The 26,453-nt window shown below is 69.5% G+C and carries 25 protein-coding genes; 13 read left to right on the plus strand and 12 right to left on the minus strand.

What is annotated here, in order from left to right:
• Nucleotides 1–12 precede the first annotated feature (12 nt).
• The 8 genes from motA to O9280_RS09565 all read right to left on the minus strand — a co-directional run bounded on the left by motA (nt 13) and on the right by O9280_RS09565 (nt 8,418).
• The gene (motA, locus tag O9280_RS09530) at nt 13–876 is read right to left on the minus strand and encodes a flagellar motor stator protein MotA (RefSeq protein WP_298341666.1); all 864 of its coding nucleotides are present in this window, start codon (nt 874–876) and stop codon (nt 13–15) included.
• Nucleotides 877–997: 121 nt separating this feature from the next.
• Complete coding sequence (locus tag O9280_RS09535) at nt 998–1,963, minus strand: ribokinase (RefSeq protein WP_298341669.1); 966 nt, start codon at nt 1,961–1,963, stop codon at nt 998–1,000.
• Between the two features lie 7 nt (nt 1,964–1,970).
• Nucleotides 1,971–3,323, minus strand: a complete 1,353-nt coding sequence (locus tag O9280_RS09540; protein WP_298341672.1) for a nucleoside transporter C-terminal domain-containing protein — start codon at nt 3,321–3,323, stop codon at nt 1,971–1,973.
• 79 nt (nt 3,324–3,402) lie between these two features.
• Nucleotides 3,403–3,972, minus strand: a complete 570-nt coding sequence (locus tag O9280_RS09545) for a TMEM165/GDT1 family protein (RefSeq protein ID WP_298341675.1) — start codon at nt 3,970–3,972, stop codon at nt 3,403–3,405.
• Nucleotides 3,973–4,182: 210 nt separating this feature from the next.
• On the minus strand, nt 4,183–5,184 hold the full coding sequence (locus O9280_RS09550; RefSeq protein WP_298341677.1) for a hypothetical protein: 1,002 nt from the start codon (nt 5,182–5,184) through the stop codon (nt 4,183–4,185).
• A gap of 59 nt (nt 5,185–5,243) precedes the next feature.
• Nucleotides 5,244–6,320, minus strand: coding sequence for a hypothetical protein (locus O9280_RS09555; protein WP_298341680.1), 1,077 nt, complete (start codon nt 6,318–6,320; stop codon nt 5,244–5,246).
• A complete protein-coding gene (locus tag O9280_RS09560; protein WP_298341683.1) occupies nt 6,317–7,360 on the minus strand; it encodes a hypothetical protein in 1,044 nt (347 codons plus the stop codon). Before O9280_RS09560 ends, O9280_RS09555 begins: the two co-directional genes overlap by 4 nt.
• Nucleotides 7,357–8,418, minus strand: a complete 1,062-nt coding sequence (locus tag O9280_RS09565) for a hypothetical protein (RefSeq protein ID WP_298341686.1) — start codon at nt 8,416–8,418, stop codon at nt 7,357–7,359. The genes O9280_RS09560 and O9280_RS09565 overlap by 4 nt, the downstream gene beginning before the upstream one ends.
• A 119-nt stretch (nt 8,419–8,537) precedes the next feature.
• Between O9280_RS09565 and O9280_RS09570 the strand changes: the two genes are divergently transcribed.
• The 4 genes from O9280_RS09570 to O9280_RS09585 all read left to right on the plus strand — a co-directional run bounded on the left by O9280_RS09570 (nt 8,538) and on the right by O9280_RS09585 (nt 13,145).
• On the plus strand, nt 8,538–9,509 hold the full coding sequence (locus O9280_RS09570) for an aldo/keto reductase (RefSeq protein ID WP_298341688.1): 972 nt from the start codon (nt 8,538–8,540) through the stop codon (nt 9,507–9,509).
• 102 nt (nt 9,510–9,611) lie between these two features.
• Nucleotides 9,612–9,812 (plus strand): hemin uptake protein HemP, encoded by a 201-nt coding sequence (locus tag O9280_RS17495; RefSeq protein ID WP_343228744.1) that lies wholly within the window; start codon nt 9,612–9,614, stop codon nt 9,810–9,812.
• 107 nt (nt 9,813–9,919) lie between these two features.
• Nucleotides 9,920–12,151: a TonB-dependent hemoglobin/transferrin/lactoferrin family receptor gene (locus O9280_RS09580; RefSeq protein WP_298341691.1), complete on the plus strand. Its 2,232-nt coding sequence runs from the start codon at nt 9,920–9,922 to the stop codon at nt 12,149–12,151.
• 40 nt (nt 12,152–12,191) lie between these two features.
• Nucleotides 12,192–13,145: a DUF6607 family protein gene (locus O9280_RS09585; RefSeq protein ID WP_298341693.1), complete on the plus strand. Its 954-nt coding sequence runs from the start codon at nt 12,192–12,194 to the stop codon at nt 13,143–13,145.
• A gap of 9 nt (nt 13,146–13,154) precedes the next feature.
• On the opposite strand, the gene O9280_RS09590 is transcribed toward O9280_RS09585, so the two are convergent.
• From O9280_RS09590 to O9280_RS09600, 3 genes are read right to left on the minus strand one after another with little or no spacing between them, the layout of a single operon-like run.
• Nucleotides 13,155–14,279 (minus strand): PDZ domain-containing protein, encoded by a 1,125-nt coding sequence (locus tag O9280_RS09590; RefSeq protein WP_298341696.1) that lies wholly within the window; start codon nt 14,277–14,279, stop codon nt 13,155–13,157.
• 27 nt (nt 14,280–14,306) lie between these two features.
• A complete protein-coding gene (locus O9280_RS09595) occupies nt 14,307–14,882 on the minus strand; it encodes a hypothetical protein (protein WP_298341699.1) in 576 nt (191 codons plus the stop codon).
• Nucleotides 14,875–15,444, minus strand: a complete 570-nt coding sequence (locus O9280_RS09600) for a sigma-70 family RNA polymerase sigma factor (protein ID WP_298341701.1) — start codon at nt 15,442–15,444, stop codon at nt 14,875–14,877. Before O9280_RS09600 ends, O9280_RS09595 begins: the two co-directional genes overlap by 8 nt.
• A 171-nt stretch (nt 15,445–15,615) precedes the next feature.
• On the opposite strand from O9280_RS09600, the gene O9280_RS09605 reads away from it, so the two are divergent.
• From O9280_RS09605 to O9280_RS09635, 7 genes are all read left to right on the plus strand, one after another.
• On the plus strand, nt 15,616–16,527 hold the full coding sequence (locus O9280_RS09605) for an SPFH domain-containing protein (RefSeq protein ID WP_298342474.1): 912 nt from the start codon (nt 15,616–15,618) through the stop codon (nt 16,525–16,527).
• Nucleotides 16,528–16,532: 5 nt separating this feature from the next.
• A complete protein-coding gene (locus O9280_RS09610; protein WP_298341703.1) occupies nt 16,533–16,976 on the plus strand; it encodes an NfeD family protein in 444 nt (147 codons plus the stop codon).
• Nucleotides 16,977–17,071: 95 nt separating this feature from the next.
• Complete coding sequence (locus O9280_RS09615) at nt 17,072–18,169, plus strand: extracellular solute-binding protein (protein WP_298341705.1); 1,098 nt, start codon at nt 17,072–17,074, stop codon at nt 18,167–18,169.
• A complete protein-coding gene (locus tag O9280_RS09620; protein ID WP_298341708.1) occupies nt 18,160–19,737 on the plus strand; it encodes an iron ABC transporter permease in 1,578 nt (525 codons plus the stop codon). The genes O9280_RS09615 and O9280_RS09620 overlap by 10 nt, the downstream gene beginning before the upstream one ends.
• A 67-nt stretch (nt 19,738–19,804) precedes the next feature.
• Nucleotides 19,805–20,908, plus strand: coding sequence for a glycine cleavage system aminomethyltransferase GcvT (gene gcvT / locus O9280_RS09625; RefSeq protein WP_298341711.1), 1,104 nt, complete (start codon nt 19,805–19,807; stop codon nt 20,906–20,908).
• Between the two features lie 58 nt (nt 20,909–20,966).
• Nucleotides 20,967–21,353 carry a glycine cleavage system protein GcvH gene (gene gcvH, locus O9280_RS09630; protein WP_298341714.1) on the plus strand — a complete coding sequence of 129 codons (387 nt, stop codon included), beginning with the start codon at nt 20,967–20,969 and terminating at the stop codon, nt 21,351–21,353.
• Between the two features lie 777 nt (nt 21,354–22,130).
• Nucleotides 22,131–22,499: a hypothetical protein gene (locus O9280_RS09635; RefSeq protein ID WP_297864979.1), complete on the plus strand. Its 369-nt coding sequence runs from the start codon at nt 22,131–22,133 to the stop codon at nt 22,497–22,499.
• 119 nt (nt 22,500–22,618) lie between these two features.
• Here O9280_RS09635 and O9280_RS09640 read toward each other — a convergent pair whose 3' ends face one another.
• Nucleotides 22,619–23,845: a serine hydrolase domain-containing protein gene (locus O9280_RS09640; RefSeq protein WP_298341717.1), complete on the minus strand. Its 1,227-nt coding sequence runs from the start codon at nt 23,843–23,845 to the stop codon at nt 22,619–22,621.
• Between the two features lie 72 nt (nt 23,846–23,917).
• Between O9280_RS09640 and O9280_RS09645 the strand changes: the two genes are divergently transcribed.
• Entirely contained in the window at nt 23,918–24,514 is a 597-nt protein-coding gene (locus O9280_RS09645; protein ID WP_298341720.1) for a LemA family protein, read from the plus strand.
• 8 nt (nt 24,515–24,522) lie between these two features.
• Nucleotides 24,523–26,430 (plus strand): M48 family metallopeptidase, encoded by a 1,908-nt coding sequence (locus O9280_RS09650; protein WP_298341722.1) that lies wholly within the window; start codon nt 24,523–24,525, stop codon nt 26,428–26,430.
• Nucleotides 26,431–26,453 lie beyond the last annotated feature (23 nt).

The raw sequence follows: 26,453 nt of genomic DNA on the forward strand, positions 1-26,453 counted from the left end.
GCCGGAGCGCGCTTACTTCGCGCCTTTGAGTTCGGTTTCGAGGTCCGCGAAGCTCGGGCGGATGTCGGAGAACAGCTGCTTGCGCGCGAACTCGATCGCCACCGGCGGCGGGTAGCCGCGCACCGAGGCGAGAAGGGCGATCTTCACCAGCTCGAAGGGCTTGCTGTCCTCTTCCGCGCGCACCGCCATGGCCGAGGCCACCGGGCCGACGAAGCCGTAGCCGAGCAGGATGCCGAGGAAGGTGCCGACCAGCGCCGCGGCGACCTTCTGGCCGATGACTTCCGGCGGCGCATTGCCGACGTACTCCATCACCTTCACGATGCCGAGCACGGCCGCCACGATGCCGAAGGCCGGCAGGCCGTCGGCCACCACTTGCACCGAGTGCGAGGGGGCGTGGCCTTCCTTGTGGTGCGTGTCGAGCTCAGCCTCCAGCACGGCTTCGAGCTCGTGCGGATTCATGTTTCCGCCGATCATCAGGCGCAGGCAGTCGGTGATGAAGTCGAGCAGGTGGTGGTCGGCCAGCACCTTCGGGTATTTCTGGAAGATCGCGCTCGCCTCGGGGTTCTCCACGTGCGATTCGACGGCCATCAGGCCTTCCTTGCGGATCTTCATGAGCAGCTCGTAGAGCAGCTTGAGCAGCTCGACGTAGTCGGCCTTGCCGAACTTCGGGCCCTTCAGCAGGCCGAGCGCGCCGCTGATGCTGCCCTTGATGTTCTTCATCGTGTTGCCGGCGATGAAGGCACCGAGTGCGCCGCCGCCGATAATGAGCGTCTCGACCGCGGCGGCCTTCACGATGACCATGATGTTGCCACCCGCGAAGATGAAGCCGCCGAACACGCAAGCCAGGATCACGACGTAGCCGATCAGTACGAACACGGGCTCCCTCCAGGGTCGTTGGCGTCAGCGAGCGGCCATGCTAGCCGAAGGTCGAGGACGCTGTCGCTTCGACCATGGTGAAACGTGGGCCCACTTCACACGCCGGGCCTTGCGGCGCGTGTCAAGGGCCAAACCGGGCGACGACCTCGTCGCGGTTGGGCATGGCCGCCGCGGCTCCGGCACGCTCGGTGGACAAGCCTGCGAATCGGATGGCGAAGGGGAGCAGGGTGGCGGGATCGGCCTCGGCACGTTCGGCCCAGGCCGCGGCGAGCGCGCCGTTGAACGCGTCGCCAGCCCCGGTGGTGTCGATGGCCCGCACGAGGGCCGCTGGCGCGCGGGTGACCGTCGCCGGCCCATCGCCGCGAAGGCCGCCCGGGGCAAGGAAAGCGCCCGCGTCGCCCAGCGTGATCAGCACGGCCCGCACGGGCAGGCGGGCGCAGAGCGCTGCGAGCTCCGCATCGGCGAAGTCGCGCAGGGTCTTCGCCTCGACGTGCCCGGCGCCGAAGCGCGCGAGCAGCTCGGCCATTTCCGTCTCGTTGGGCGTGAGCAGGTCGATGTCGGCCAGCGTCGCCGCATCGAGCCCGGCATGCATGGGGGCCGGATTGAGGATGGTGCGGGCGCCGGCGGCGCGGCCGAGCCGCATCGCCGCACGCACGGCGTGAAGGGGAGACTCCAGCGGCGCGAGGACGACGGTCGCCCCGCGGAACGACTCCGCCTGCGCCTCGACGTGGGCGATGGTCAGGCGCGCGTTCGCGCCCAGCGCCACGACGATGCTGTTGCGGCCCTGCGCATCCACCAGGATGCCGGCGGTGCCCGTGGCGGCATCGGGGATGGTCTCGAATCGCGCGTCGATGCCTTCGGCCCGGGCCAGCGCGCGTGCGCCTTCGGCCAGCGTGTCATCGCCGAGCGCGCCGATGAGGGTGGTGGTGGCCCCAGCGCGTGCCGCGGCCACGGCCTGGTTGAAGCCCTTGCCGCCCGGGCCCGAGCGGAAGGCGAGGCCGGCGCGGGTCTCGCCCGGCGACGGCAGCGCATCGACCTCCCAGACGAGGTCCTGATTGTAGCTGCCGACGACGAGGACGCGGCCCATCGACGGATTAGAGCTGGCTGATCACGCCGGCAATGGTCGCCGTCATCATCGTCGCCAGCGAACCACCCAGCACGGCCTTGAGGCCGAAGCGGGCGAGGTCGCCGCGACGCTGCGGCGCGATGCTGCCGATGCCGCCCAGCTGGATGGCGATCGAGCTGAAGTTGGCGAAGCCGCACAGCGCGTAGGTCGCGATGAGCACCGAAGTGGCGGAAAGCGTCACGCCGGCGACGTTGCCGGCGAGGATGTCGGAGAGCTGGCCGTAGGCGATGAACTCATTCAGCACGATCTTGCTGCCGATGAGGCTGCCCACCGTGGTGGCTTCGCTCCAGGGCACGCCGATCACCCAAGCGAGTGGCGCCATGATCCAGCCAAGGATCATCGAGAGGCTCAGGCGCTGGACGGCGCAACCATTCGCGGCATCGGCGGCGAAGGCGCCATCGGCGAGGCAGCGCGGGTCGGCACCGGGGTTCATCCATGCCGTGAGGCCGGCAACGTCGGCGATGCCGCCGATCACGCCATTGAGCAGGGCGATGAGCGCGGTGAAGGCCAGCAGCATGGCGCCGACGTTCAGGGCCAGCATCAGGCCGTCCGAGGCGCCTGCGGCGGCGGCATCGATGACGTTGGCTGCGGTCTTTTCCACCGGCACGGTGACGCTGCCCGCCGTCTGCGGCGTTTCGGTTTCCGGCGCCATCACCTTCGCGACGAGCAGCGCGGCGGGAGCCGCCATGATCGAGGCGGTGAGCAGGTGCTTGGCGAACTGCCGCTGCGATTCGGGATCGGCACCGCCCAGCATCTGCACGTAGGCCGCCATCACGCCGCCGGCAATCGTCGCCATGCCGCCCACCATCAGGCAGAACAGCTCGGACTTCGTCATGCCTGCGACGTAGGGCTTGACCACCAGCGGCGCTTCGGTCTGGCCGATGAAGGCGTTCGCGCAGACGGACAGGGTCTCGGCGCCCGACACGCGCATTACCTTCATGATGACCCACGCCATGCCCTTGACCACGGCCTGCATCACCCCGAGGTGGTAGAGCACGCTCATGAAGGCGGCGAAGAAGATGATGGTGGGCAGCACCTGGAAGGCGAAGATGAAGCCGAACTTCTGCGGCGTGCCCATGTCGCCGAAGATGAGCGAAGCGCCGGCCCCGGTGAAGCCCAGCAGGGCCACGAAGCCCGCCGAGATCCAGCTGAACACCGTCTCGCCCCAGGGTGTCACCAGCACGAAAAGCGCAAACGCGATCTGTAGCGCGAGGCCGGTGCCGACCAGCCGCCAGTCCACCGCACGCCGGTTGCTGGAGAAGAGCCAGGCGATGCCGATGAGCACGGCGAGGCCGAACAGGCCGAAGAGGATCTGTGACATCGGGATGACCGGGTTGGGAACCGGGGCAGGGTAGGGGGTCGGGGCGGGGCGGGCAATGGGCGCTGCAGCTGCCCGGGGCTCAGCCGCCCAGTCCCTTCACCGCCACCCACACGGCCAGGACCGCGAACAGTGCCGCCGCGGTGTAGCGCGCCGCCTTCAGCGGCAGACGGTCCGAATAGCGGTGGCCCAACAGCACGACAGGCCCATTCGCCAGAAGCATGCCGAGGCTGGTGCCGGCCACGACCTGCCACAGCGGGTGGTACTTGGCGGCCAGCACGACCGTGGCGATCTGCGTCTTGTCGCCGATCTCGACGATGAAGAAGGCGACCGTCGTGGCGAGGAAGGCTCCGAAGCGCGAGGGCTTGGGGGCTTCGTCCTCGTCCATCTTGTCGGGGATCAGCGTCCATGCGGCGACCGCAGCGAAGCAGGCGACGACGCCCCACTTCAGCACCTCGGGCGAGACCATCGAGGCCACCCAGGCCCCGGCCCAGCCGGCGAGTGCGTGGTTGGCGAGCGTGGCCACGGCGATGCCGGCGACGATGGCCCAAGGCTGGCGATAGCGCGCCGCGAGGATCAGCGCGAGCAGCATGGTCTTGTCGCCGATCTCAGCGATCGCGACGGCGGCGGTGGAAACGAAGAGGGCGTCCATCGGGGGCTCCATTCGACCGGGCAACAGGGCGGAAGACAACGAAGACCGCGCAGGCGGCCCGGTCACAGGCGCCCGCGGGGTCTCCGGTCTTGCCCGCTGCCGCACGGTGTGGCCGTGGCGGAGGTCGCGCGCCATGGCCGGTGCAGGCCAAGCATGTTGACGCGCGGTGCCGATGGATTGGCAGGGCTACTCCCCGAAGGGATGCGTAGGCTACCGCTGGGGCACCGGGCTGTCGACCGCGGGTGGGGCGGCAGGCCGAGGCGTGCAGGGCGCGGGTTTGGTTTCGCCGTCGTGGATGCTCGATTGCATGATCCTTATCCCAGCGCTGAGGTAATAGCTCGGCTTGCCCATGGGGCGGCCCGCGTAATGCCGGGCGTAGAGCGCCTCCGCCTGCTGGCGGGCGCGAGCCTTGATGTCGGCGGGGACCTTGGCCAGCTGCTGCTCCGCGAACTCCGGCTTTCCCATCAATCGGGCGTTGAGGAGCAGGTAGGCTGTGGCCCGTTCGAGGTCGGTGTCGTACAGGCCGCCAAGCCACGTCTGGCCGCTGTAGGCACCGGCGAGCAGACCGGGCGCTTCTGGATGGCCCTCGTCGAGCATGCGGGCGACCACCATCGGTGCCTCGCGACGCCACTGCTCGAACTCCGGCCGGCCCATGCCACCGGGGATCGTCAGGAACCAGCCCTCGCCAGCGGCATACACGGCTTGGGCGTCGGGCTGGCCGGCGAGGGCGGCCGCGCGCAGCAGAGCGAGGGCTGTATGCGTGCGCTCTGGTGACAGTCCCTCGCAGTGTCGGGTGGCTGCATTCGTCCTTCGGTTCACGTCGTCGAGCGCTGCTCGGGTGTGCGGGCCTTCAGGTTCGGCAGCGCGCCCGAAGGATGACGGGGAGTATTCGAAACTCCTCAGGGCGTTCAGTTCGCCGGGCTCCCCTTGGGCTGAGTGGCTCAGCGCGGTGGTCATTCGTATCGCACCGACACAGCGAACGGTCTCGATGGCCAAACGACACGCGGCGCCGGCGTCACCCGCCTGCGCCGCGCCTTGCAAGGTGGGCCATAGTCGATCCAAGGCCATGTTCCGCGGCGGCAGTGCCACGGGCGTATCGGCGGCTTGGTCTGGTTCATCGAACGTCGAGGTCAATACCGATGCATCGGCCTGAGTCGTCGAAGCCTTGTCATCGCTCGATGAGGCTGTCGGCGCGGGGCTGCGTTGCAGCAACCACCACGCCAGGGCGGCGGCAACGAGCGCGGCAGCGGCTGGCAATGAGGCGCGAAGGATCAGTCGCATGCCAACTCTCTTCCCGTCAGCATTCCATCGGTGACGTCCTCCGCGCGCCGCCCGCGCTCGCGGGCCCGTGCCGCCCACGCGTCGGAGCGACGATCTGCCTCGGCAGCCTGTTCGAGCGGCAGGCCGAGGGCCGCCGTGCTCTCCGGCGCATGGCCGCCGATCACCGCGGCATAGGCGCGCAATGCCGCGGCCGAATCGATCGGATCGGCAGGCTCGATCAGTCGAAGGCCAGCACGGTCGGAAAATGCGAACTCGAACCAGAGCATTTCCGGATCGCCGCGCTCGAGCGCCGCGCGACGCACCGCGGCCGCTTCGCGACGCCATTGGTCGAACCCCGGCGAGCGCAGCCACCCCCCGCCCGGACCGCTTCCGCCGAAGCCGCTCACGAGATTGAAGATCGAGAAATCTCCCATCCAAAAGCCTGAGGCGTAACTCACCATTGATTCCGGCTCGCCGGCGAGCGCCGCCTGGCGCAGCGAGGCGAGGATTTCGTCGTGGGATATGGGTGGTATGTCGGCGCAACGCCGGCCCCAAGCGTTAAGGCTCTGGAATCGATCCATTTCCTGCAGGGCCTCGGTGTCGAGCCGCCGTTGCGCGTAGGCCCGATAGGGCTCGGGCAAGCCCTCCAGGGAGAGTTGGGCGTACTGCTCTCGAAGGTTGTCCTCCGCTTGACGCTCCATCGCTGCCGAGCGCTCGGGCGTCAAGCTCACGCTGAGCGCTCGCGCCCTGATGCACTGCGAGCCAATCACCGCCAGCCGGCAGGCCGCCGTCGCATTGCCGCGGGCGGCCGCATCGCGGAGGGCCGGGATCTGCGCGGCGAGCGGCGCGTCGATCGGTGGCAGGCCGCTGGTGTCGGCGCGGTACTCGCCGATGCTGAGCGCCGGCACGGGGTATTCCGCCGTGCCCACCATCGTGGCAGGCGCCACCGTTTCGGCCGCTGGCGGAAGACTTCCGTCGGCTTGTTCGATGTGGGTCGGCGTTGACGAGCGAACCATCCACCACCACGCGCCGCCTGCGGCAGCGCCCAGCAGCACGGCAGCGAGTGTGATGCGATGACCGGCCTTCATGGCGTCACTCCCGTTGCAGAGGCCGCGCACTCATCGACCTTGCCGGAAGGGATTGGACCGACACCGAGGTAGAGCGTGCCGAGCAGGGTCCTCCGGTACTGCACCGGCGGAATGACTCGGCCCGCGTAGTGCGCGGCATGCAGTTGCTCGGTCAACCGATTCACCTCGGCACGCTGCGACGCCGACAGTGCCGATCGGCGGATCTCGACGAAGTGGACCGCCAAGCCCTGCCTTTGCCCGATGCGCAGGGCGAGTTGTCCGTAGGCGACGGCCCGCATCGGGTCATACGGGTACAGCCAGCCGTGGAGTTGGTCGCGCCCGTAGGCCTCGGCGAGAAGGCTCGGTGCTTCGGGATGGCCTGCGTCGAGCATCCGCGTCAGCACGATCGGTGCTTCCTCCATCCAGCGCTCGAAGGTCGGGTCGGCCATCGTCCCCTGCATCACCGCGGTGGCGTAGCTGCCCCAGCCGACGTAGGCCGTTTGCGCATCCGGCACGCCGGCCAGCGCGGTCTGCCGCAACAGGGCTAGTGCTTCGCTTCGCCGTTCCGCGGTGATCGGCCCACAGAAGCGGTCGATGTCGTCATTGAGGCGCTCACTGCGCCGCTCCAACTCCGGTGACGTAGCGCGGTTGATCTCGGCGGCAAGGCCCACGGGATCAGCGACGAAGGCCTGTAGTGCCTCGAGTTCGGGCATGGCCGAGGTGATCGGCACCGGGCGCGCGTAGCGACGTGTGTCCGCCTGCGAGGCACAGGCGAGCGTGGTGAGCGCCAGACGGCAGGCCGACGGGGCGTGACCGGCGCGCGCGGCGGGGGCCAGGGCCTCCCACAGCGACGGCAGAGGCGTTCCGAGGGCGGGGGCATTGGGCACTGCCGTGGCGTCAGTCTCGGGTGGGGGCGGCGCCGATGTCGGCTTCGGAGCCGCTGTTGCGGTGGTGGAGGCGCCGACGTCGCGCACAGCATCGTTCATGCGGATCAGCCACCACGCAGCGGCGGCGAGCATGAGCAGCAGTGCGCCGCTGGCGAGTACTTCTCTTTTCTTCATTCGCATGTCGGCAGCCGGCCCAACATCATCATGGCGTTGGCCGGCAGGCGTCGCGGATCGATCGCCGCGTCGCGCTCCGCCGCAGCGGCAATCCAGCGCTCCGACAGCTGGTCGGCGTCACGGGCCTGCTCGACGTCCAAGCCGAGGGTGCTGGTACTCGGTGGCTCGCCGCTGCCCACGCGCGCGGCGAGGGTTCGCAGGGCCGCAGCCTGTCGGACGGGATCGTGCGCAACCAGTTGATCGAGCCATCCCACGCGGTTGGGCATGGCCGCCGATTCGATCACGGTCAGCAGTCCGGCCTCGAGCCCTGCGGTCTCGATCGCCGCAGCCTCGCGGCGCCACTCCCGGAACGTCGGATCCCGGAAGATCTCCAGCGGCGGTGGAGGCCGATCGGGTGTGCGCGCCGCATTCCACCCGACGATCGTCATGAGCCAGTCGCCCCGGGCGTAGGCCGCCACGGCATCCGGCTGCCCCGCAAGCGCTGCCTGCCTCAGAAGGGCCGCCACGTCGTTCGACCCGACGGAAGGCGCGCCCTCGCAGCGACGCGCCCGCTCACGGAGCGTTTCGCCTTCCATCGCACGCGCCAGCTCGAACGCCTCGATGCGTTCGCGGACGTAGTTGCGCAAGGCTGGCGGGGCCTCCGCGATGCGCCGTGCCGACAGGGATGTGATCGTTTGGTCACGCGAATAGTCGTTTTCGGCTTGCGCCGCAGCGGCGGCGGCGGCCGATGGATCCAGCGCCGTCCAGCAATCCATGGCAACGAACGCCAACCGGCACGCCGCGGTCGCGTTGCCGGCGGCGGCGGCCGCTGTCAGAGCCTGGTGGCTTTCGCGAAGTGGTGCGCTGCTTGGCGGCAGGCCGCGGGAGTCGGGCACGTAGATCGGCAGCGTGATCGGGGCGGCTTCTGGGACGTCGGCGACGCCCTTGGGTGTTGGCTGATCCGGCGCCGTAGCGACCGCGGAGGGCGACGGCGCAGCACGAATAGCAGCGGGCCGTGACGCCCAATGCCATGCGCCAGCGGCCAGAAGCAGGCCGAGCGCGGCGAGCAGGAGGGGCATTTGGCGGGGGCGGGGCATCGATCCTTCGATGGCATGCGGCGGGGGAGTCGCCACGCTAAGGCACTCACGCCCGCTTCGCTAGACTCCGCGGCCTCCGCACTGCTTCAACGAGGTTGCCCATGCTCTACCGCCGTCTCGGCCGCACCGGCCTGCAGGTCTCCGCGCTGTCCTTCGGCGCCTGGGTGACGTTTGGCACCTCGGTGGGCCGCGGCGAAGCGCGCCGGTTGATCACGCAGGCCTTCGACGCCGGCATCAACTTCTTCGACAACGCCGAGACCTACGCCAAGGGCGAGGCCGAGAAGATCATGGGCGACGTGCTCGCCGACATGCGCTTCCCGCGCGATGCCTTCGCGGTGTCGAGCAAGGTGTACTTCGGTGCGGCGGCCGAGCCCTCGCCGATGCAGAAGGGCCTGTCGCGCAAGCACGTGCGCGACGCCTGCGATGCCGCGCTCAAGCGTTTGCACGTCGACTACCTTGATCTCTTCTTCTGCCACCGCCCGGATGCGGAGACGCCGATCGACGAGACGGTGTGGGCGATGGACCAGCTCGTGCGCGCCGGCAAGGTGCTGTACTGGGGCACGTCGGAGTGGTCGGCCGAGGCCATCGCCGAAGCCGACCGCATCGCCAAGGCCCACCACCTCGTCGGCCCGAGCATGGAGCAGCCGCAATACAGCCTGCTGCACCGTGATCGCGTCGAACGCGAATACGCGCCGCTCTACGCGTCGATCGGTCTCGGCACGACGACATGGTCGCCGCTGGCCTCGGGCTTGCTCACCGGCAAGTACGCCGGCGGCATCCCGGCCGGTTCGCGACTTGCGACGCCTGGTTACGAGTGGCTGCAGAAGAAGGTGCAGGGCGAGGAGGGCGCGGCGACGCTGGCACGGGTTCAGCGCTTCATCGCGGTTGCGAATGAGCTCGGCGTCGAGCCGGCGCCGCTCGCCATCGCGTGGTGCTTGGCGAATCCGCAGGTGTCGAGCGTGATCCTCGGCGCGACGAAACCCGAACAGCTCACGCAGAACCTGCGCGCGCTCGACGTGCTGCCGAAGATCGACGCCGCGACGAAGGCGCGCCTCGAGGCCGCCGTCGGCTGAACCCCGGGAGGGCAGTGGCGGTTCCCCGCTCCATGAGGTGTTGACATCCAAATGCGAATCAGTAGCATTTGCATCGAAACACCCCCTGCCTTGGAGTGCGCCATGCCTTCCGTCGACGTTCCCCCGCTGCCCCCGAGCCCGGCGCGACTGTTGTCCACCGCCCGGCCCGCCTCCGCCGTCCACGCCCCGGCCGTGGACAGCCGCTTGTTGCTCAACGGCGCCCGCGAGATCGAGATCGTCCACGGCGACAAGGTGTACCGCCTTCGCCACACGCGGAACGACAAGCTGATCCTCGTGAAGTGATCGTTTCTCGGTAATCCCCCCGCCGTCGCTCGGCGGCCCGGTCGCCAGCCCCGGTTTCCACCGGACGCCCGCTCCACCGGTTCCTCATCGAACCCTTGGAGTTGTCCATGCGTCCCCGCAGCCTCGCGGTGGCGGTCGGCTTCGCGCTGTCCGCCCCGCTGTTCCCTTCGACGGTTTTCGCCGCGCCGTCGCCATCCCCCGCGCCCGAACCGGCCACGCTCGACGCCGTTATCGTCGTCGCCACCCGCAATGAAGGCGCCATGGGCGATGCCCCGGCCACGGTCGACGTCGTCGAGCGGTCGGCCATCGAACGCACCCAGGCGCAGGACCTGCGCGAACTGTTCCGCTACGAGCCCTCGGTGTCGGTCGTCGGCGGCTACGGCCGGTTCGGATTGGGCGATGTGCGCATCCGCGGCCTCGGCGGCAACCGCGTGCAGCTGCAGGTCGACGGGGTGAACGTGGCCGACGCCTTCAGCATCGGCAGCTTCGCCAATGCGGACCGCGATGCGGTCGATGTCGCCATCCTCAAGCAGGCGGAAGTGCTGCGCGGCCCCGCCAGCGCGCTGTACGGCTCCGATGCGCTCGGCGGCACCGTCCGCTTCGTCACCCTCGACCCGATCGACCTGCTCGATGGCGACGACGAGTTCACCGGCCGGGCGCGGGCGGGGACTTCCAGCGTCGACGACAGCAGGCGCCTCGGACTGACGATGGCCGCACGCGAGGGCGCGTGGTCGTGGCTGCTCCACGCGCAGGCCCGCGACGGCCACGAGGCCGAGAATTCCGGCACCAACCGCGCACCCGATGCCACGCGCACCGCGGCCAACCCCAGCGAACAGCAGCAGCGCGCGGTGCTCGGCAAGCTGCTTTACGACCTCGGCGATGGCGACCGGCTGCGGCTCACGCTGGATGCCGGCGAGACCGAGGCGACCACGAGTGTGCTTTCCGCCCGTGCCGACACCGTGGTGTTTGGCCATAGGACGCGCGTGCAGTCGTTGGATGCCGACGACCGCAAGACCCGCGCCCGGGTGTCGCTGGACGGCGTGCATGCGATCGACCGCGCGATGGTGGACACCCTCCGCTGGCAGTGGCATCGGCAGGACAGCGCGACGGAGCAGACCACGTTCGAGCAACGCGCCTCCATCATCGCGAACGCGGCGGTGAACCCCACGCGCCGCGAGCGCCTGTTCGACTTCTTCCAGCGGGAAGACGGTCTGGAACTGGTGGCCGACAAGGCACTTGGTGGGTTCGATCTTCTCTACGGCCTCCAGCTCACCGAGACGGACATCCGCCAGAAGCGCGATGGCCGCAGCACCAACCTGACGACTGGGGCGGTGAGCAACACGATCTTCCCCGATGCCTTCCCGGTCCGCGATTTCCCCGTCAGCCGGACGCGCGAGTGGGCGCTGTTCGCGCAGGCCGACGTTCCGCTGCTCGACGGTGCACTGCGACTGGTCCCCGCCCTGCGCTACGACAACTACCGCCTTGATCCGTTGATCGATGCCATCTTCGCCGGCGACAACCCCGGTTTCGTGCCGGTCGGGCTCGATGCGCAGCGCTGGAGCCCGAAGCTCGGCCTGGTGTGGTCGTTCACCGATGCGCTCTCGCTCTATGCGAATGCGGCGGCCGGCTTCCGCGCGCCGCCCTACGACGACGCCAACCTCGGGTTCACCAATGTCGCGTCGGGCTATGCGGCCCTGCCGAACCCCGATCTGAAGCCCGAAACCAGCCGCGGCGTGGACGTCGGCTTCCGCGGCGATCACGGCGCATGGCAATGGACCGTCACCGCGCACGCCACGCGCTATCGCGACTTCATCGATTCGCGTCGCAATGTCGGAATCGACCCGACGACCGGCCTGCTGCTGTTCCAGTCGGTGAACCGCTCGCGTGTCGACACCTGGGGTGCGGAGGCCAGCGCGCGCCTGGCCCTCGACGATCTCGGTTGGCGCGGCGGTTTCCTGCGCTTTGCGGCGAGCCGGACGCGGGGCGTGGACCGAACCGCCGATGCGTGGCTCGCCTCGATCGATCCGCTCCGTGCAGTGGTCGGCGTGGGCTGGCGTGGCGAGGCCGCTGGCCTTGAACTGGTGGCCAGCGCCGCGGCCCGGCAGCGCGACATCAGCGATGCAAGCGCCTTCATTGCGCCGGGCCATGCCGTGCTCGACCTGATCGCCGATTGGGATCTCTCGTCCACTTGGCGTGTCGAGGCGGCGGTTTTCAACCTCGCCGACCGTCGCGTTTGGGACGCCACGGACACCGCCGGCGTGCCGGCCACCTCGGCGCTGCTCGATCGCTACACCCGCGCGGGTCGCAACGCGCGCCTCACCGTCACCGCGTCGTTCTGACGCTCCTTTCGAAGCCTTTTTCAATCCTCAGGAGATCGCCATGCGCATCCCGTCGTCCCCGCTCGTCCCCTTGCTTCTCACCACCCTCGGCCTCGCCACCACCGCGGTGGCCGCACCGCCTGCGGAAGATCGCGCCGCCATCCTCGCCATGCAGGGCGAGTACGCCGTCACCTTCCAATTCGAGGAAACCGTGCCTCTCGCCGCCGGCTACGAGGCGCGCGAGTCGAAGGACAGCGGTGCCCGGGAAGTGGTGATCCTCGTCGAGGACTCGCCGTCGAAGATCGTGCTGCAGCACCTGCTCGTGGCGCCCAACGGCCATGTGACCAAGCACTGGCGACAGGACTGGACGTTCGAGGCGCCGTCGCGCTTCGAGTTCGTCGCCGACCAGACCTGGCGTGTCCGGGCGCTGTCGACGGAGGAAACGGCCGGCAAGTGGACGCAATGCGTGTTCGAAGTCTCCGACGCCCCGCGCTACTGCGGAACCGGCGCGTGGAACCACAAGTACGGCAATGCCACGTGGACCTCGGATCGTTCGTGGCGCCCGCTGCCGCGCCGCGAATACACGACGCGCGAGGACTACAACGCCCTGAACGTGGAGAACCGCCACACGATCACGCCCTTTGGCTGGACGCATGAGCAGGACAACACCAAGGCCGTCCGCGAGGGCGAGCGCACCTTGCGGACGCTGACGCGCGAGTTCGGCTTCAACGACTACCGCCGCACGACGGAAACCGACTTCGGTCCGGCCTACCGCTACTGGCAGGCGACGGCGCCGTTCTGGGCCGCGGTGCGCGCGCGCTGGCAGGCGGCGATGGACACGGGCGGCCTGGTGATCGACACCCAGGTCGACGGCATGCCGGTGATCGTTGGCCTGTTCAACCTCGCCGCGAAGGCCGAAAACGGCGACGCGGTCGAGGCCTCCGCCATCGACCGCGTCTTCGCGCGCCACATCGAGCCGCTGCCGCCGACCAACGAAGCGACGGCGGCGCGCTGATCGCGAGGCTCAGGCCATCGTCAGGCCGGCACCGGCGGGAGGTGCCGGCGGTGCCGGCGGCGGCGGGGGGGCACCGTTCGGCGGTGCCGGAGGCGAAGGAGGTGCCGGCGGGGCGGGCGGTGGCGGCGGCAGGAAGTCGATGGGACGGCCTTCCGGCACGGTGATTTCGACGTCCTGCGCCGCGCGGTTGCGCAGGATGCGCAGCTTCAGTTTCTCGCCCGATTCCTTGGCGCCGAGGGCGCGCATCACGTCGCGCGGCGACTCGACCGCCCGGCCTTCGACGGCGGTGATGACGTCGCCGGATTTGAGCCCCGGCAGGGCGGCGCTGGCCGAGATCAGCAGCGCGCCCTTGTCCGCGCCGAAGTAGCGCCCGAGGTCGGCATCGATGCTGCTCAGGTTCAGGCCGCGGAATCGGAAGGCGCGCGACATGGCCTCGCGATCGCAGTCGCCTTCGCCGTTGACGCAGGTGAGCACGCGGATGCCGGCCGGGCCGTCGTGGCGACCGTGCCGCCCGCCGTCGCCGTCCATCCGTTCGCGGACGATGTGCACTTCGCGATCCTGGCCACCGCGACCGGCGCCGAGGCCGCGAAGCTCCACGAGGCGTTCCATCGGCGCCTCGTTCCACTGCACCGTGCCGCGGCCGGGCAGCTCATCCGCCACGACCGCTGCAGCGGCCGAACGGCCTTCGCGCAGGTAGCCGACATTCACCGCCTGGCCTTTCTGGATGCCGCGCAGGGCGGCCAGCAGGTCGTCCGGCCCGGTGACGGTCTTGCCATGCGCGCTGCGGATGACGTCGCCGGCCTTCAGTCCGGCCTTGTCGGCCGGGCCACCGGGCGTCACCGCGGCAATGCGCGTGCCGCCGTCGACGGCTTCGCCCAGCACCACGCCGAGGCCGATGCGCGGCTGGCCCACGCGGTGCATGACGATGCGAGGTGTGGGCCCGCCGACGTCGCGGGCGAGTTCGGCCATGCGCTTGCCGAGTTCCGACATCTCGTCCTGCAAGCGGGCCATCTCGGCACGCTTCGCAGCGAGATCAGCCGGGGCGGGCGGGGCGCCGGATTGCGCGGCGCTGGCGCCGGCCAGCGCGAGCGCCAAGGCCGCCGCGAGGGCGTGCTTCAGCTTCGTGGTGTTCATTCGATGCTCCTGGGAGTTCGTTCGAGGTCAGTGCAAAGCGACCAGGGTGGTTTCAAAGGGCTGGCCCGCGGAAGCCAGCAGTCGTCGCGACGATTGCAGTTCGGCATAGCGCGACAGGGTGTCGATGCGCTGTTGCCAGAGTTCTTGGGCATCGCGCGAGCCGCGCGGTGCGGTGGCGAGGGCGTCGTCGATGCCGGCCAATTCATCCTCGAAGGCGAGCCCAAGCACCAGCGCGTCGGCCGGCTGCAGGGGGTCGTCGTTGACGGCCGCGATCAGCCGTTCGAGGCGCGCGGATTCCTGCATCAGCGCGGGCAGGTCGACGGGGGTGGTGGTGTCGCCCGCGGCATCCGTCGCGATGGCGTCCGTTTCCCCGCCCGGCACGTCGCCGGGCACCGGCAGCATCAGGGCCAGCGCGAGTGCCGCTGCGGTGGCGAACGCGTAGGGCCAGCGGGTCACGACCGGACGGCGCGGCTGATCGAGTTTGGCGGCCGCGGCGATGCCCGGCCACGCGCTGCGCGGCGGCGCCTCGAGGGGCAGGGCGCGCAGGGCCTCGGCGATCGGCAGGGCGCGCTCCGGGGGCGGGGTGTGGCCCACGTCAGGCATGGGAGGCCTCCGTCAGTTGCAGCAGGGTGCGCAGCTTTCGCGTGCCGCGCGCCAGTTGGGATTTTGAGAACGAGACACTCTGCCCAAGCAGCGCCGCGATCTCCTCATGGGTGTAGCCCTCGGCGTGGTAAAGCCACAGCACGCTGCGGGTTTTTTCCGGCAGTCGGCCGAGTGCCTCGGTGAGCGCCGCGGCGTCCGCCGCCTGCGGCGGCAGCAGGCCCTCGTGCTGGTGCAGGTCGGGCTCGAAGGCCTCGGCCTCCGCCGGTTCGTCGCGGCCGCGGCTGCGCAGACGCATCAGGCATTCGTTCACGGCCACCTGCCGCAACCAACCCCAGAACGGCGATTCGCCGCGGAAGCCGGGCAGCTTGTCGAACACCTTCAGGAAGGTGTCCTGCAGCACGTCCATCGCCGCGTCCGGGCAGCCGAGCATGCGCATGGCCAGGCCGTACACGGGGCGCTCGAACCAGCGGTACAACTGCTCGCAGGCCACGCCATCGCGCTTCCGCGCCCGGTCGAGCAGGGCGTCGGGCACGTCGATGGCGAAGGCGGAACTGCGGGTCATGGTTCCTAGGATGCGCCAGGGCCGGAAAGCGTCGCAGCGTCCTCGCGGGGCGGCGTGCCTATACTCGCGTCGCGTCCGGTGCTGCGTGGTCGCGCCCCCCACCCAAGGAGTCGTTCCGTGGAAATCCTGATTGGCGTCATCCTCGTCGCCGGCATCCTCTTCCTCTTCAAGATGGTCCGCATCGTGCCGCAGGGCTTCGAGTGGACGGTGGAGCGCTTCGGCAAGTACACGCACACGATGGAGCCCGGCCTGCACTTCCTGTTCCCGGTGGTGCAGGGCGTGGGCCGCAAGATCAACATGATGGAGCAGGTGCTGGACATCCCCAGCCAGGACGTCATCACCAAGGACAACGCGGTGGTGAAGGTGGACGGCGTGGTGTTCTTCCAGGTGCTCGACGCCGCCAAGGCCGCCTACGAGGTGTCCGACCTCGAGTCCGCCACCATCGCCCTGGTGATGACCAACATCCGTACCGCGATCGGCTCGATGGACCTCGACGAATCGCTCTCCAAGCGCGACGAGATCAACGCCAAGCTGCTCGGCGTCATCGACAGCGCCACCCATGCCTGGGGCATCAAGGTCAACCGCATCGAGCTGAAGGACATCCAGCCGCCGCAGAACCTGATCGACTCGATGGCCCGCCAGATGAAGGCCGAGCGCGAGAAGCGCGCCAACATCCTCGAAGCCGAGGGCCTGCGCGCCGCCGAGATCCTGCGCGCCGAGGGCGAGAAGCAGGGCGCCGTGCTCGAGGCCCAAGGCAAGAAGGAGGCCGCCTTCCTCGAGGCCGAAGCCCGCGAGCGTCTCGCCGAAGCCGAAGCCAATGCCACCCGCATGGTCTCCGAGGCCATTGCCAAGGGCGACGTGCAGGCGATCAACTATTTCGTGGCGCAGAAGTACGTCGAAGCCTTCCGCGAGCTCGCGCATTCGCCGAACAGCAAGTTCGTGATGATGCCGATGGAGACCACGGGCATCATTTCGTCGATCGCCGGCATCGCCGAGCTGGCGAAGGAAGGGCTCGGCAACCAGCAGGCCACGCAGGCCGCCAAGGCCGCCGCCCGCACCGCGCCGCCCGCCATCCCGCGCTGAACCCCATGGACCTCGACTTCCGCCCCATCGTCATCTTCTGGGCTTGCCTCGCGCTGGGCCTGATCGCGCTGGAAACCCTGGTGCCGGGCGCTGCCCTGATCTGGCTCGGCCTCGCCGCCGGCGCGATGCTGGTGCTCGTCGTGTTCGTGCCCGACCTGCCGATGTTCTGGCAGGCGGTGCTGTTCGTCGGTTCGTCGTTCGCGATCGTGGGCTTCTACTGGACGCGCATCCGCAAGACCGGCATCGCCAGCACGCAGCCGCTGCTCAACCGTCGCAGCGAGCAGTTGGTGGGGCAGGTGTATCCGCTGGAATCGGCCATCGAAAACGGCCGCGGCCGGGTCAAGATTGGCGATGCGTTCTGGATGGTCGTCGGCCCGGATCTGCCGCAGGGCGAGCGCGTGCGCATCGTCGCCGCGGAGTCGATGCAGCTGCGCGTCGAGCGCGCCTGAGCATCGACGGCGGCCGAAGCGCGATCACGCGGCCTTGTCTTTTTCGGGATGAGAACGGTTATCATTTGACCGTCTTCTCTGCCCCTGGAGTTTCCATGCGCCTCTCCGCTGTTCCTCGCCTCCTGCCGATCGCTGCGGGCCTCCTCGCCGCGCTGACGCTCGCCGCCTGCTCGGCGCCGGCCGAGCCCGAATCGGCCGCTGCCGACGCTGCAGCAAGCGCGGACAACGCGGCTGATTCCGCGACCGCCGCCACGCCGGAAGGCCCGCTGGTCATCTACTCCGAGCGCAAGCCGCCGCTGCTCGATCCGGTGCTGGCCGCCTACACCGCCGAAACCGGCGTGCAGATCGAAACCCGCATCGATGGCGCCGACGCGCTGATCGAACGACTCGCCGCCGAAGGCGCGAGCACGCCGGCCGACCTGCTGATCACGGTCGATGCGGGCAATCTCTGGCAAGCCGCCGAGCGCAACCTGCTCGCACCGGTGGTGTCGCCGGCGCTCGAGGCGAACGTGCCGGCCAATCTGCGCGACGCGCAGGGCCGCTGGTTCGGGCTGTCCGAGCGCGCGCGCACCATCATGTATGCCAAGGACCGCGTCGATCCCGCCACGCTCAGCACCTATGAAGCGCTGGCCGAGCCGCAGTGGAAGGGCAAGCTCTGCCTGCGCTCGTCGGCCAAGGTCTACAACCAGTCGCTGGTCGCCACGATGATCGAGCGCCTCGGCGCCGACGCCACGCGCGAGGTGCTGAAGGGCTGGGTGGCGAACCTCGCCGCGCCGCCGTTCGCCGACGACACGCTGCTGCTGCAGGCCATTGCTGCTGGGCAATGCGAGGTCGGCATCACCAACACGTACTACCTTGGTCGTTTGGTGAAGGAAGACGCCGCGTTCGCCGTGGCGCCGTTCTGGCCGAACCAGGCCGACGCCGGCGTGCACGTCAACATCTCCGGCGCGGGCGTGGTCGCCGCCAGCGATCGTCCGGAGCAGGCGCAGGCGCTGCTCGAGTGGCTGGCCAGCGATACGGTGCAGGCCAAGTTCGCCGGCCTGAACTTCGAGTACCCGGTGAAGCCCGGCATGGCGCTCGACCCGATCGTTTCGGCCTGGGGTGAGTTCAAGGCCGATCCGGTCGATATCGCCGTCGCGGGCCGTCGCCAGGCCGAAGCGGTGATGCTGATGAACGAGGCCGGATGGCGCTGACGCCAAGCCCGCTGTCCTTGTGGTCCACGCGCGGCGCCGTTCTCGGCGCCGCGCTGCTGTTGTGCGCGCCGCTGGCCTTCCTCGCGATCTCGCCGGGCGAGGTCGCTCCCGGCCTCTGGCCGCACGTGGCCTCGGTGATGCTGCCGCGCGCGCTGGGTCAGACCTTGGCCTTGCTCGTTGGCGTCGGCGCGGTCGCGCTGGTGCTCGGCATCGGCTTCGCGTGGGCGGTGACGCGCCATGAGTTTCCCGGACGGCGCTGGCTGGAATGGGCCTTGGCCCTGCCGCTTGCGTTTCCGGCCTATGTGCTGGCCTACGTGTATGTCGCCGGCCTGAGTTTCGACGCGGCGCCGGCCCGTGCGTGGCGAGCCCTCGGTTTGCCGGCCGATGCATTTCCCGAAGTGCGCAGTCTGCTGGGCGCCTGCGTGGTGCTCGGCCTCGCGCTCTTTCCTTATGTGTACCTCATGATGCGCGCCACCCTGCAGAGGCACGGCAGCGCGGCGTTCGACGCGGCGCGATTGCTGGGTGCTTCGCCGCGTCAGGCTTTCGTTCGCGTTGTTCTGCCGGCGACGCGCGTGGCTTGGCTCGGCGCGCTCGGCTTGGTGCTGCTGGAAACGCTGGCCGATTTCGGCGCGGTCAAGCTGCTTGGCCGCGACACGCTCACCACGCTGGTGATCCAGAGCTGGACTGGCCTGAACTCGCTGGCGCTTGCGGCGCAGTTGGCGCTGGCGATGCTCGGCGGCGTGCTTCTCGTCCTGCTGCTGGCGCATCGCGGCCGCCGCGCCCTGCCACCGCCGGGGCCGGAATTGCGCGCGCCCCAGCGAACCCGCCTGCCGCGTGGGGCCGGCTTCGCGGTGTCGCTCGCGGCCTTGCTCGTGGTGGCGCTTGGCGTGGTGTGGCCGATGGCGCAATTGCTGGCTTGGCTGCCGCCGACCCCCTGGGCTGCGATGCCCTGGGCGGCCTTGCGCGGCACCGTCATGATCGCTGCGCTTGCGGCGGTCGTCGCCGTGGCGCTTGGTGTGCTGATCGCCGCGGCGCGTCGGCGCTTCCCTGAGGATCGCTGGCTCGGTGCCGGTGCCTTCCTCGCCGGCCTCGGCTACGCGGTGCCGGGCGCGGTGATGGCGGTGGCGGTGTTCTGGTGCCTGCTCGCGATCGAGCGCGCGCTTGGCCTGTCCGGATGGTCGACCGGCCTGGTTGCACTCATCCTCGCGTTGGTGATGCGCTTCCAACGCGTCGGCCTGTCCGGTGCTTCGGCGGCGCTTGCGCTGCTGCGCCCGCACCTGATGGATTCGGCCGCGCTGCTCGGCCAGGGGCGTTTCCTCCGCTGGTGGCAGGTGGGCCTTCCGGTGCTGCGCCCCGGCCTGTTCGCCGCCGCGTTGCTGGTGTTCGTCGAGGCCATGAAGGAACTGCCGGCCACGCTGATGCTGCGTCCCTTCGGCTGGGACACGCTGGCGGTCGAGGTGTACTCGGCGACGTCGGAAGGGCTGTGGGACCGGGCCGCGCTGCCCGCGCTGCTGTTGGTGGTGGTGGGCCTCGTGCCGGTGGTTGCGCTGCTCCGCCAGCGTCACTGACGCCGCGGCACCGCGGCGGGCGCATCTGCGATACTTGGTTCCATCCGAAACCACCGCAGAGCGCGCGATGACGAAGTCCACGGTCCTCAATGCCACCCATCGCGCCCGCGGCGCCCGCATGGTCGATTTCGGCGGCTGGGACATGCCGCTGAACTACGGTTCGCAGATCGAGGAGCACCACCTCGTCCGCCGCGATGCCGGCATGTTCGACGTGTCGCACATGACCGTGGTCGACCTCCGCGGCGACCAGGTCCGTCCCTTCCTTCGCCAGCTCGTCGCCAATTCGGTCGACAAGCTCAAGGTGCCTGGCAAGGCCCTCTACGCCTGCATGCTGAATCCGCAGGGCGGCGTCATCGACGACCTGATCGTCTACTTCATGGGCGAATCGTGGTTCCGCGTCGTGGTCAACGCCGCCACCCGCGACAAGGATCTGCCGTGGATCGAAGCGCAGGCGAAGGCCTTCGGCGTTGCCGTGCAGGAGCGTCCGGAGCTTTCCATGATCGCGGTGCAGGGCCCGAACGCCCGCGCCAAGTTCGCCTCGCTGCTGTCGGCCGAAGCCTCGGCCAGCGTGCTGGCGCTTGGCCGCTTCGCCGCTGCGGAAGTGCCGGGGCCGCAGGGTCCGCTCTTCGTCGCGCGCACCGGCTACACCGGCGAAGACGGTTTCGAAGTCATCGTCCCGGAAGCCGACGCGGTCGCATTGTGGGAAGCGCTCGAAGGCGCAGGCGTTGGCCCTGCGGGCCTCGGCGCGCGCGACACGCTGCGCCTCGAGGCCGGCATGGCGCTGTACGGCCAGGACATGGACGACGGCGTCAGCCCGCTCGAAGCCGGCCTCGCCTGGACGGTGGCCTTCGACGAGGGCCGCGACTTCACCGGTCGCGCCGTCCTTGAAGCGCAGAAGGCCGCCGGCGTGCCGCGCCAGACGATCGGCCTCGTCATGGACGAGAAGGGCGTGCTGCGCCACGGCCAGCCCGTGCACACCGCCAGCGGCGTCGGCGAAATCCTCTCCGGCACCTTCTCGCCCACCCTCGGCCGCTCGATCGCATTGGCCCGCGTGCCGGGCGGCGAGCTCGGTGCGGTCGAGGTCGACATCCGCGGCAAGCGCATCCCGGTGCGCGTCGTGAAATATCCTTTCGTCCGCGACGGCCAGCCGCAGCCCGGCGCGCTGGCCTGATCCACACCGAATACCCCGGCCCCGTCCGCCCCGCATTCCACCGAACCCGGAGATCCCGATGAGCAACGTTCCCGCCGACCTGAAGTTCATGAAGTCCCACGAGTGGGTCCGCGCCGAGGGCGACGGCCGCTTCACCGTCGGCATCAGCGACGACGCGCAGGCTGCGCTGGGCGACCTCGTCTACGTCGAGCTGCCGTCGGAAGGCGACGAGCTCACCCAGGGCGCCGGCTGCGCCGTCGTCGAGTCGGTCAAGGCCGCTTCCGACGTCTACGCGCCGCTCTCCGGCAAGGTCGTCGCCGTCAACGCTGCGCTCGCCGACGCCCCGGAGACGATCAACGGCGACGCCTACGGCGCCGGTTGGATGTTCGTCGTCGAGGCCAGCGATGCCTCGCAGCTCGGATCGTTGCTCTCGGCCGCCGACTACGGCGCGACGCTCGAAGACTGAGGGAATCGCCATCGCGGCGGCGCCGGTCGGCGCCTCGCGACGCTCGCGAAGGCCGCGCCGAAGGGTGCGGCCTTCGTCGTTCCAGGCCTCCGAAAGCGCGCATCGACGCTCCGGAATCGCGTCGCGGAGGAAAAAAGTTCGCGCAGTTTTGATTTGTGCGCTGCACCAAACGTCGACTTGGGCACTTTCGGCGTCGCATCGTCGGCATGGCGGTTGCGTCTGGAACGAAGCGCTTCGCCGATGTCCGGAACGCTCCCGAGGCGAGTGCGCGTTTTCGATATCGCGGTTTATTCCCGCGTTTTGTGCATTCTTCGCGAATGCGCCTCCGCGTCGCGAGGCATTGGCGCGGAGCGAAGCGAGCTCATCGCGCGCGCTCGGCGTCGGAGCGGCGGAAAAAAAATTCGCAAAGTTGTTGACACAAAAAAAATGCGTGGCTAGTTTCCGCCGCAACGCAAGTCACATCACGACGAGTGATCCGAACGCACCTCCATCCGCATTGCGAACACGACGATCTCGCCCGAACGGCTCCGGCCCGGGGCGTGCGGTCCGACTCCCTCTCTCGCAATGCCGAGGTCCCCTTTCCCGGAACTGTCCCGCAAGGCCGCGATGTCCGCGCCGGTGGGGTGCTTCCGCGCGCCGCGATCCAGCGGCCAACCGCATCCACGCCGACGATCCCGTCGGCGCGGGTTTGCCGCGACGCCCAGCGTCGTGGCTCTGCCTTTGCTACTGGGCAAGTGACACAAGGCACTACGCCAAACCACTGACGAGGAGTGAACCATGGCTGTCAAGAAAGCTGCGAAGAAAGCCGCTAAGAAAGCGGTGAAGAAGGTTGCCAAGAAGGCCGCCGCCAAGAAGACCGTGAAGAAGGCCGCCAAGAAGGCCACCAAGAAGGTCGCCAAGAAGGCCGCCAAGAAGGTCGTCAAGAAGGCTGCCAAGAAGGCCGCCCCGAAGAAGGCCGCCAAGAAGGCCGTGAAAAAGGCTGCCCCGAAGAAGGCCGTCAAGAAGGCTGCGAAGAAGAAGGCTGCCCCGAAGAAGGCCGCCAAGAAGGCTGCCCCGAAGAAGGCTGCGAAGAAGAAGGCTGCTCCCAAGAAGAAGTCGGCCCCGAAGGCCGCTCCGGCTCCGGCCGCGCCCGTTGCGGCGATGTAAGCCAAAGCCGTACCCGATTGCTGTAATCACCCCCGGTCCGTTGCCCAGGCGGCCGGGGGACTTTGCAAAGGCCATAACGCCCCGAGAGGGGCGTTAGCTTTTTCCGGGGCTGTGACGCGTCAGCGGCCGTTGACGAGGTCGACCCACTTGCCGTCGGGCTTGCCGAGCACGGTGTCGAGGAAGGTCGGCATGAGGCCCGAGGGCAGGGCAGATTCGCTGTTCCAGAGCACCACGATGCCGACGTCGCGGCGCGGCAGCAGGCCGATCATCCCGCGATACCCCTGCACGGCGCCCGCGTGGTAGACGAGCGGCTCACCGTCGTAATCGAACACGCGCCAGCCAGTGCCGTAGTGGGCGTTGCGAAGGCGTGTGCGGCGCCAGGGCGAGCCCGAGAGCTGGTCGGGCGTCCGCACCAGCGGTGCGTGCAGGTCGTCGAGCATCGCCGTGGAGAGCACCTCGGGATGGTGTCCGAGCTGCGCCTTTGCCCAGATGGCCATGTCGTGGATCGAGGCATTGATGCCCGCCGCTGGGGGCACGCGGTAGTAGTTCTCGCGCGGGCGCACCGGCGTCCAGCCACGGCCCGCGCGCACGTGCGGGCGCGCCCAGCGAGCGCTGCCCTCGAGCCCGTCGCGGCCGAACGTGGTGTCCTCCATGCCGAGCGGGGCGAACAGCCGGAGCTCGACCTGGCGGGTGTAGAAGTCGCCCGTCACCGCGAACACCACGTCGCCGATCAGGCTGAAGGCGACGTTCTGGTAGCCGAAGCACTCGCCCGGCGCGCACAGCAGTGGCGCCTGGTTGAGTCGTGCGGCCAGCAGCGGATAGGGCGTGTCGCCCTCGAGGTCGCGATCGTACGTGTGGTACTTGAGGCCCATGCGATGGGCCAGCGCGTCGCGCACGGTGAGGCGCGTCGAACCGGCGGCATCCGCGAGCTGGAAGGTCGGCAACTGCTGGTCGAGCGGCATGTCCCAGCGCAGGGCGCCGTCCTCCACGAGCAGCCCGGCCAGGGTGCCGGCGAAGCCCTTGGACAGCGAGGCGATGCGGAAGACCGTGCGGTCGTCGATGCGCTCGCCGTTGGCGCCGCCGGTGCGGCCGTAGCCCTTCGCCAATCGGGTGTGATCGCCATGGACCACGGCCACCGCCACGCCGGGAACACCGCGGCCGATGATCGCCTGCGCCAGCGCATCGATGTCGGCCGTGGCCTTGGCGACCGTCGCCTCGTCCACGGGGATCGTCGAGGGTGCGGGCGTCGAGAGGCTGGCCGCAGCCTGCGGAGCGGGCGGCGTCGCGAGGGCGGGCAGGGTGGCGGTCGCGATCAGGAGCGACAGGAGAAGCTTGCGGGGACGCATGGGCGACGTATGCTGGAACTGCGTCGATTCTAGCGCTTCGACGCGCCCCCCTCGTTCAAGGAGTGTTCGCGGATGCTGCTTTTCCTGCTCATCGTCATCGGCGCCGTCGCCGCGTTCGTGGTTTGGGTGGTGGGGGCCTACAACGGCCTCGTCGGAGCGCGGAACGCCTTCCGCAACGCTTTCGCCCAGATCGACGTCCAGCTCACCCGCCGCCACGACCTCATTCCGAACCTGGTCGAAACCGCCAAGGCCTACATGGCGCATGAGAAGGGCACGCTCGAAGCCGTGATCCAGGCCCGGAACGCCGCGGTGTCCGGCCTCGGGGCCGCCAAGGCCGCGCCCGGCGATGCCGCGGCGATCGCCCAGCTCGGCGGCGCGGAAGGCCAGCTCTCCGGCGCGCTCTCGCGCCTTCTGGTCACCGTCGAGGCCTATCCGGAGCTCAAGGCCAGCGCCAACATGCAGCAGCTCACCGAGGAGCTCACCTCCACGGAGAACCGCATCGCCTTCGCGCGGCAGGCCTACAACGACGCCGTGATGGGCTACAACAACCGGCGCGAGATGTTCCCCGGCAGCCTGGTGGCCACCCGCTTCGACTTCAAGCCTGCGTCGCTGCTGGAGATCCCGGAAGCGGAGAGCCACAAGCGCGACGCGCCCCGCGTCCAGTTCTGAGCGCCGCGATGAACCTCTTCGAGCGCCAGGAGGCGGTGCGCCGCCGTTCGCGCAGGCTGTTCCTGCTGTTCGCACTCGCGGTGCTGGGCATCGTCGCGGCGGTGAACCTCGTGGTGTGGCTGTCCCTTGCCTACGTCGGCGCGGCCTCGTTCGCGACGATCGGCCAGGTCATGGCGATGACCACCGTCGGCACGCTGCTGCTGATCGGCGGTGCGAGCCTCTACCGCACGATGACCCTGCGAAAGGGCGGCGGCGCGGTGGCCATGGCGCTGGGCGGCACGCCGGTGCCCGTGGACACGCACGATCCCGGCCTGCGCCGCCTGCTCAACGTCGTCGAGGAGATGGCGATCGCGTCGGGCAGCGCACTGCCGCAGGTGTTCGTGCTGGAGGACGAACCCCGCATCAATGCGTTCGCGGCCGGCTTCGGCGGTCCGGACGCCGCCATCGCGGTCACCCGCGGTGCGCTCGACCGCTTGAACCGGCAGGAGTTGCAGGGCGTGGTCGCCCACGAGATCGGGCACATCATCAACGCCGACATCCGCCTGAACCTGCGCCTCGTCGGGCTGCTTTTCGGCATCACCATGCTCGGCGTGGTCGGGCGCTTCCTCGTCAGCACCCGCAACCGGTCCGGAGATCGCGAGGCGGGCGGGTTGATCCCTCTTGGCCTCGCGCTGATGGCGCTCGGTGCGATCGGCTTGTGGTTCGCCCGCTTGATCAAGGCCGGCATCAGCCGCCAGCGCGAGTACCTCGCCGACGCCTCGGCCCTGCAGTACACGCGGGATCCGGAGGGGCTCGTGGGCGCCTTCCTGAAGATCGCCGGCGTGCCCGGCCAGGGCCGCATGCTGGCGCCCGAGGCCGAAGAGATCAGCCACATGCTGTTCGAGGATGGCCTCGGTTTCTCGGGCTGGATGGCCACCCATCCGCCGCTGTTGGATCGCATCCGTGCGATCCGCCCGGGATTCAAGCCGGAGAAGTTCAACGAGGCGCTGTCCCGGCAGCAGTTGGCACCGCCCTCGGGTCTCGACGAAGACCACGCCAAGGCGATGGCCGAGCCGCCGCCGCTGCCGCCGGAGGCCACCGCCATCCGCGTTTCCCCGGCCGCCGTCGCCGAGGGGCTCGGGGGCTGGCGTCCCGACGATGTGCAGCGCGCGCAGGCGGTGATCGCCGCCATCCCCGGCGTGCTCGACCGCGCCGCGCGTGATCGCGAGGAAGCGATGCCCCTGCTGTTCGGCCTGCTGTTCTCCGCCGAGCCCACGGTGCAGAAGAAGCAGCGCTTCGAACTGAAGGCGCGGATGGGCGAACGGATGACCGGGCAGTCGGCCGACTACGCCGAGCGCGTCCATGGCCTGCACGCGGCCCTGCGCCTGCCCCTGGCGATGCTGGCGCTGGCGACCTTGAAGCGACGCTCGAAGGCGGATGTCGCCGCCGTGGCGGATGTGTGCACGGCGCTCTCGCATGCCGATGGCCGCATCACCCTGCTCGAGTACGGCTTGGCGCAGCTGCTGCATGCCGAGCTGCAGGCCTCCGCCGATCCGGCGACGGCGTGGCGCCAGCCGCGGGTCAAGCTGGCCGATGTCGAGGCCGACGTGGTGCAACTGCTGGCCGTGCTCGCCCATGCCGGCCATGCCCAGCCGGCGGAAGCGCAGCGCGCCTTCATGGCCGGCCTGCCTCACGTGTTTCCGCAGTCCAGCGCCCGATACGCCCCGCCGGCGCATGGCGTGGCGGTGCTCGACGACGCCTGGCCGCGGCTCGACGCGCTGCTGCCGAAGGCCAAGCTGATGCTGGTGGAGGCATTGGTCGCCACGGCCGCGCACGACGGCCGCATGACGATCCCCGAGGCCGAGCTGCTGCGCATCGTCTGCGCCATCCTGCACGCGCCCCTGCCGGCCGCGCTGGAGCCGGTGCGGGCCGCCTGAGGCGGCAAGGCCCGCTCCTGGAG

The organism is Silanimonas sp. (assembly GCF_027531545.1).
In the GTDB taxonomy this organism is placed as follows: Bacteria; Pseudomonadota; Gammaproteobacteria; order Xanthomonadales; family Xanthomonadaceae; genus Silanimonas.

What these genes read in the sequence shown, in the direction of transcription:
- O9280_RS09535 (WP_298341669.1), bottom strand. Translation starts at nt 1,963, where the DNA reads ATGGGCCGCGTCCTCGTCGTCGGCAGCTACAATCAGGACCTCGTCTGG.
- O9280_RS09540 (WP_298341672.1), bottom strand. Translation starts at nt 3,323, where the DNA reads ATGTCACAGATCCTCTTCGGCCTGTTCGGCCTCGCCGTGCTCATCGGC.
- O9280_RS09545 (WP_298341675.1), bottom strand. Translation starts at nt 3,972, where the DNA reads ATGGACGCCCTCTTCGTTTCCACCGCCGCCGTCGCGATCGCTGAGATC.
- O9280_RS09555 (WP_298341680.1), bottom strand. Translation starts at nt 6,320, where the DNA reads ATGAAGGCCGGTCATCGCATCACACTCGCTGCCGTGCTGCTGGGCGCT.
- O9280_RS09560 (WP_298341683.1), bottom strand. Translation starts at nt 7,360, where the DNA reads ATGAAGAAAAGAGAAGTACTCGCCAGCGGCGCACTGCTGCTCATGCTC.
- O9280_RS09565 (WP_298341686.1), bottom strand. Translation starts at nt 8,418, where the DNA reads ATGCCCCTCCTGCTCGCCGCGCTCGGCCTGCTTCTGGCCGCTGGCGCA.
- O9280_RS09570 (WP_298341688.1), top strand. Translation starts at nt 8,538, where the DNA reads ATGCTCTACCGCCGTCTCGGCCGCACCGGCCTGCAGGTCTCCGCGCTG.
- O9280_RS17495 (WP_343228744.1), top strand. Translation starts at nt 9,612, where the DNA reads ATGCCTTCCGTCGACGTTCCCCCGCTGCCCCCGAGCCCGGCGCGACTG.
- O9280_RS09580 (WP_298341691.1), top strand. Translation starts at nt 9,920, where the DNA reads ATGCGTCCCCGCAGCCTCGCGGTGGCGGTCGGCTTCGCGCTGTCCGCC.
- O9280_RS09585 (WP_298341693.1), top strand. Translation starts at nt 12,192, where the DNA reads ATGCGCATCCCGTCGTCCCCGCTCGTCCCCTTGCTTCTCACCACCCTC.
- O9280_RS09590 (WP_298341696.1), bottom strand. Translation starts at nt 14,279, where the DNA reads ATGAACACCACGAAGCTGAAGCACGCCCTCGCGGCGGCCTTGGCGCTC.
- O9280_RS09595 (WP_298341699.1), bottom strand. Translation starts at nt 14,882, where the DNA reads ATGCCTGACGTGGGCCACACCCCGCCCCCGGAGCGCGCCCTGCCGATC.
- O9280_RS09600 (WP_298341701.1), bottom strand. Translation starts at nt 15,444, where the DNA reads ATGACCCGCAGTTCCGCCTTCGCCATCGACGTGCCCGACGCCCTGCTC.
- O9280_RS09605 (WP_298342474.1), top strand. Translation starts at nt 15,616, where the DNA reads ATGGTCCGCATCGTGCCGCAGGGCTTCGAGTGGACGGTGGAGCGCTTC.
- O9280_RS09610 (WP_298341703.1), top strand. Translation starts at nt 16,533, where the DNA reads ATGGACCTCGACTTCCGCCCCATCGTCATCTTCTGGGCTTGCCTCGCG.
- O9280_RS09615 (WP_298341705.1), top strand. Translation starts at nt 17,072, where the DNA reads ATGCGCCTCTCCGCTGTTCCTCGCCTCCTGCCGATCGCTGCGGGCCTC.
- O9280_RS09620 (WP_298341708.1), top strand. Translation starts at nt 18,160, where the DNA reads ATGGCGCTGACGCCAAGCCCGCTGTCCTTGTGGTCCACGCGCGGCGCC.
- gcvT (WP_298341711.1), top strand. Translation starts at nt 19,805, where the DNA reads ATGACGAAGTCCACGGTCCTCAATGCCACCCATCGCGCCCGCGGCGCC.
- gcvH (WP_298341714.1), top strand. Translation starts at nt 20,967, where the DNA reads ATGAGCAACGTTCCCGCCGACCTGAAGTTCATGAAGTCCCACGAGTGG.
- O9280_RS09635 (WP_297864979.1), top strand. Translation starts at nt 22,131, where the DNA reads ATGGCTGTCAAGAAAGCTGCGAAGAAAGCCGCTAAGAAAGCGGTGAAG.
- O9280_RS09640 (WP_298341717.1), bottom strand. Translation starts at nt 23,845, where the DNA reads ATGCGTCCCCGCAAGCTTCTCCTGTCGCTCCTGATCGCGACCGCCACC.
- O9280_RS09645 (WP_298341720.1), top strand. Translation starts at nt 23,918, where the DNA reads ATGCTGCTTTTCCTGCTCATCGTCATCGGCGCCGTCGCCGCGTTCGTG.
- O9280_RS09650 (WP_298341722.1), top strand. Translation starts at nt 24,523, where the DNA reads ATGAACCTCTTCGAGCGCCAGGAGGCGGTGCGCCGCCGTTCGCGCAGG.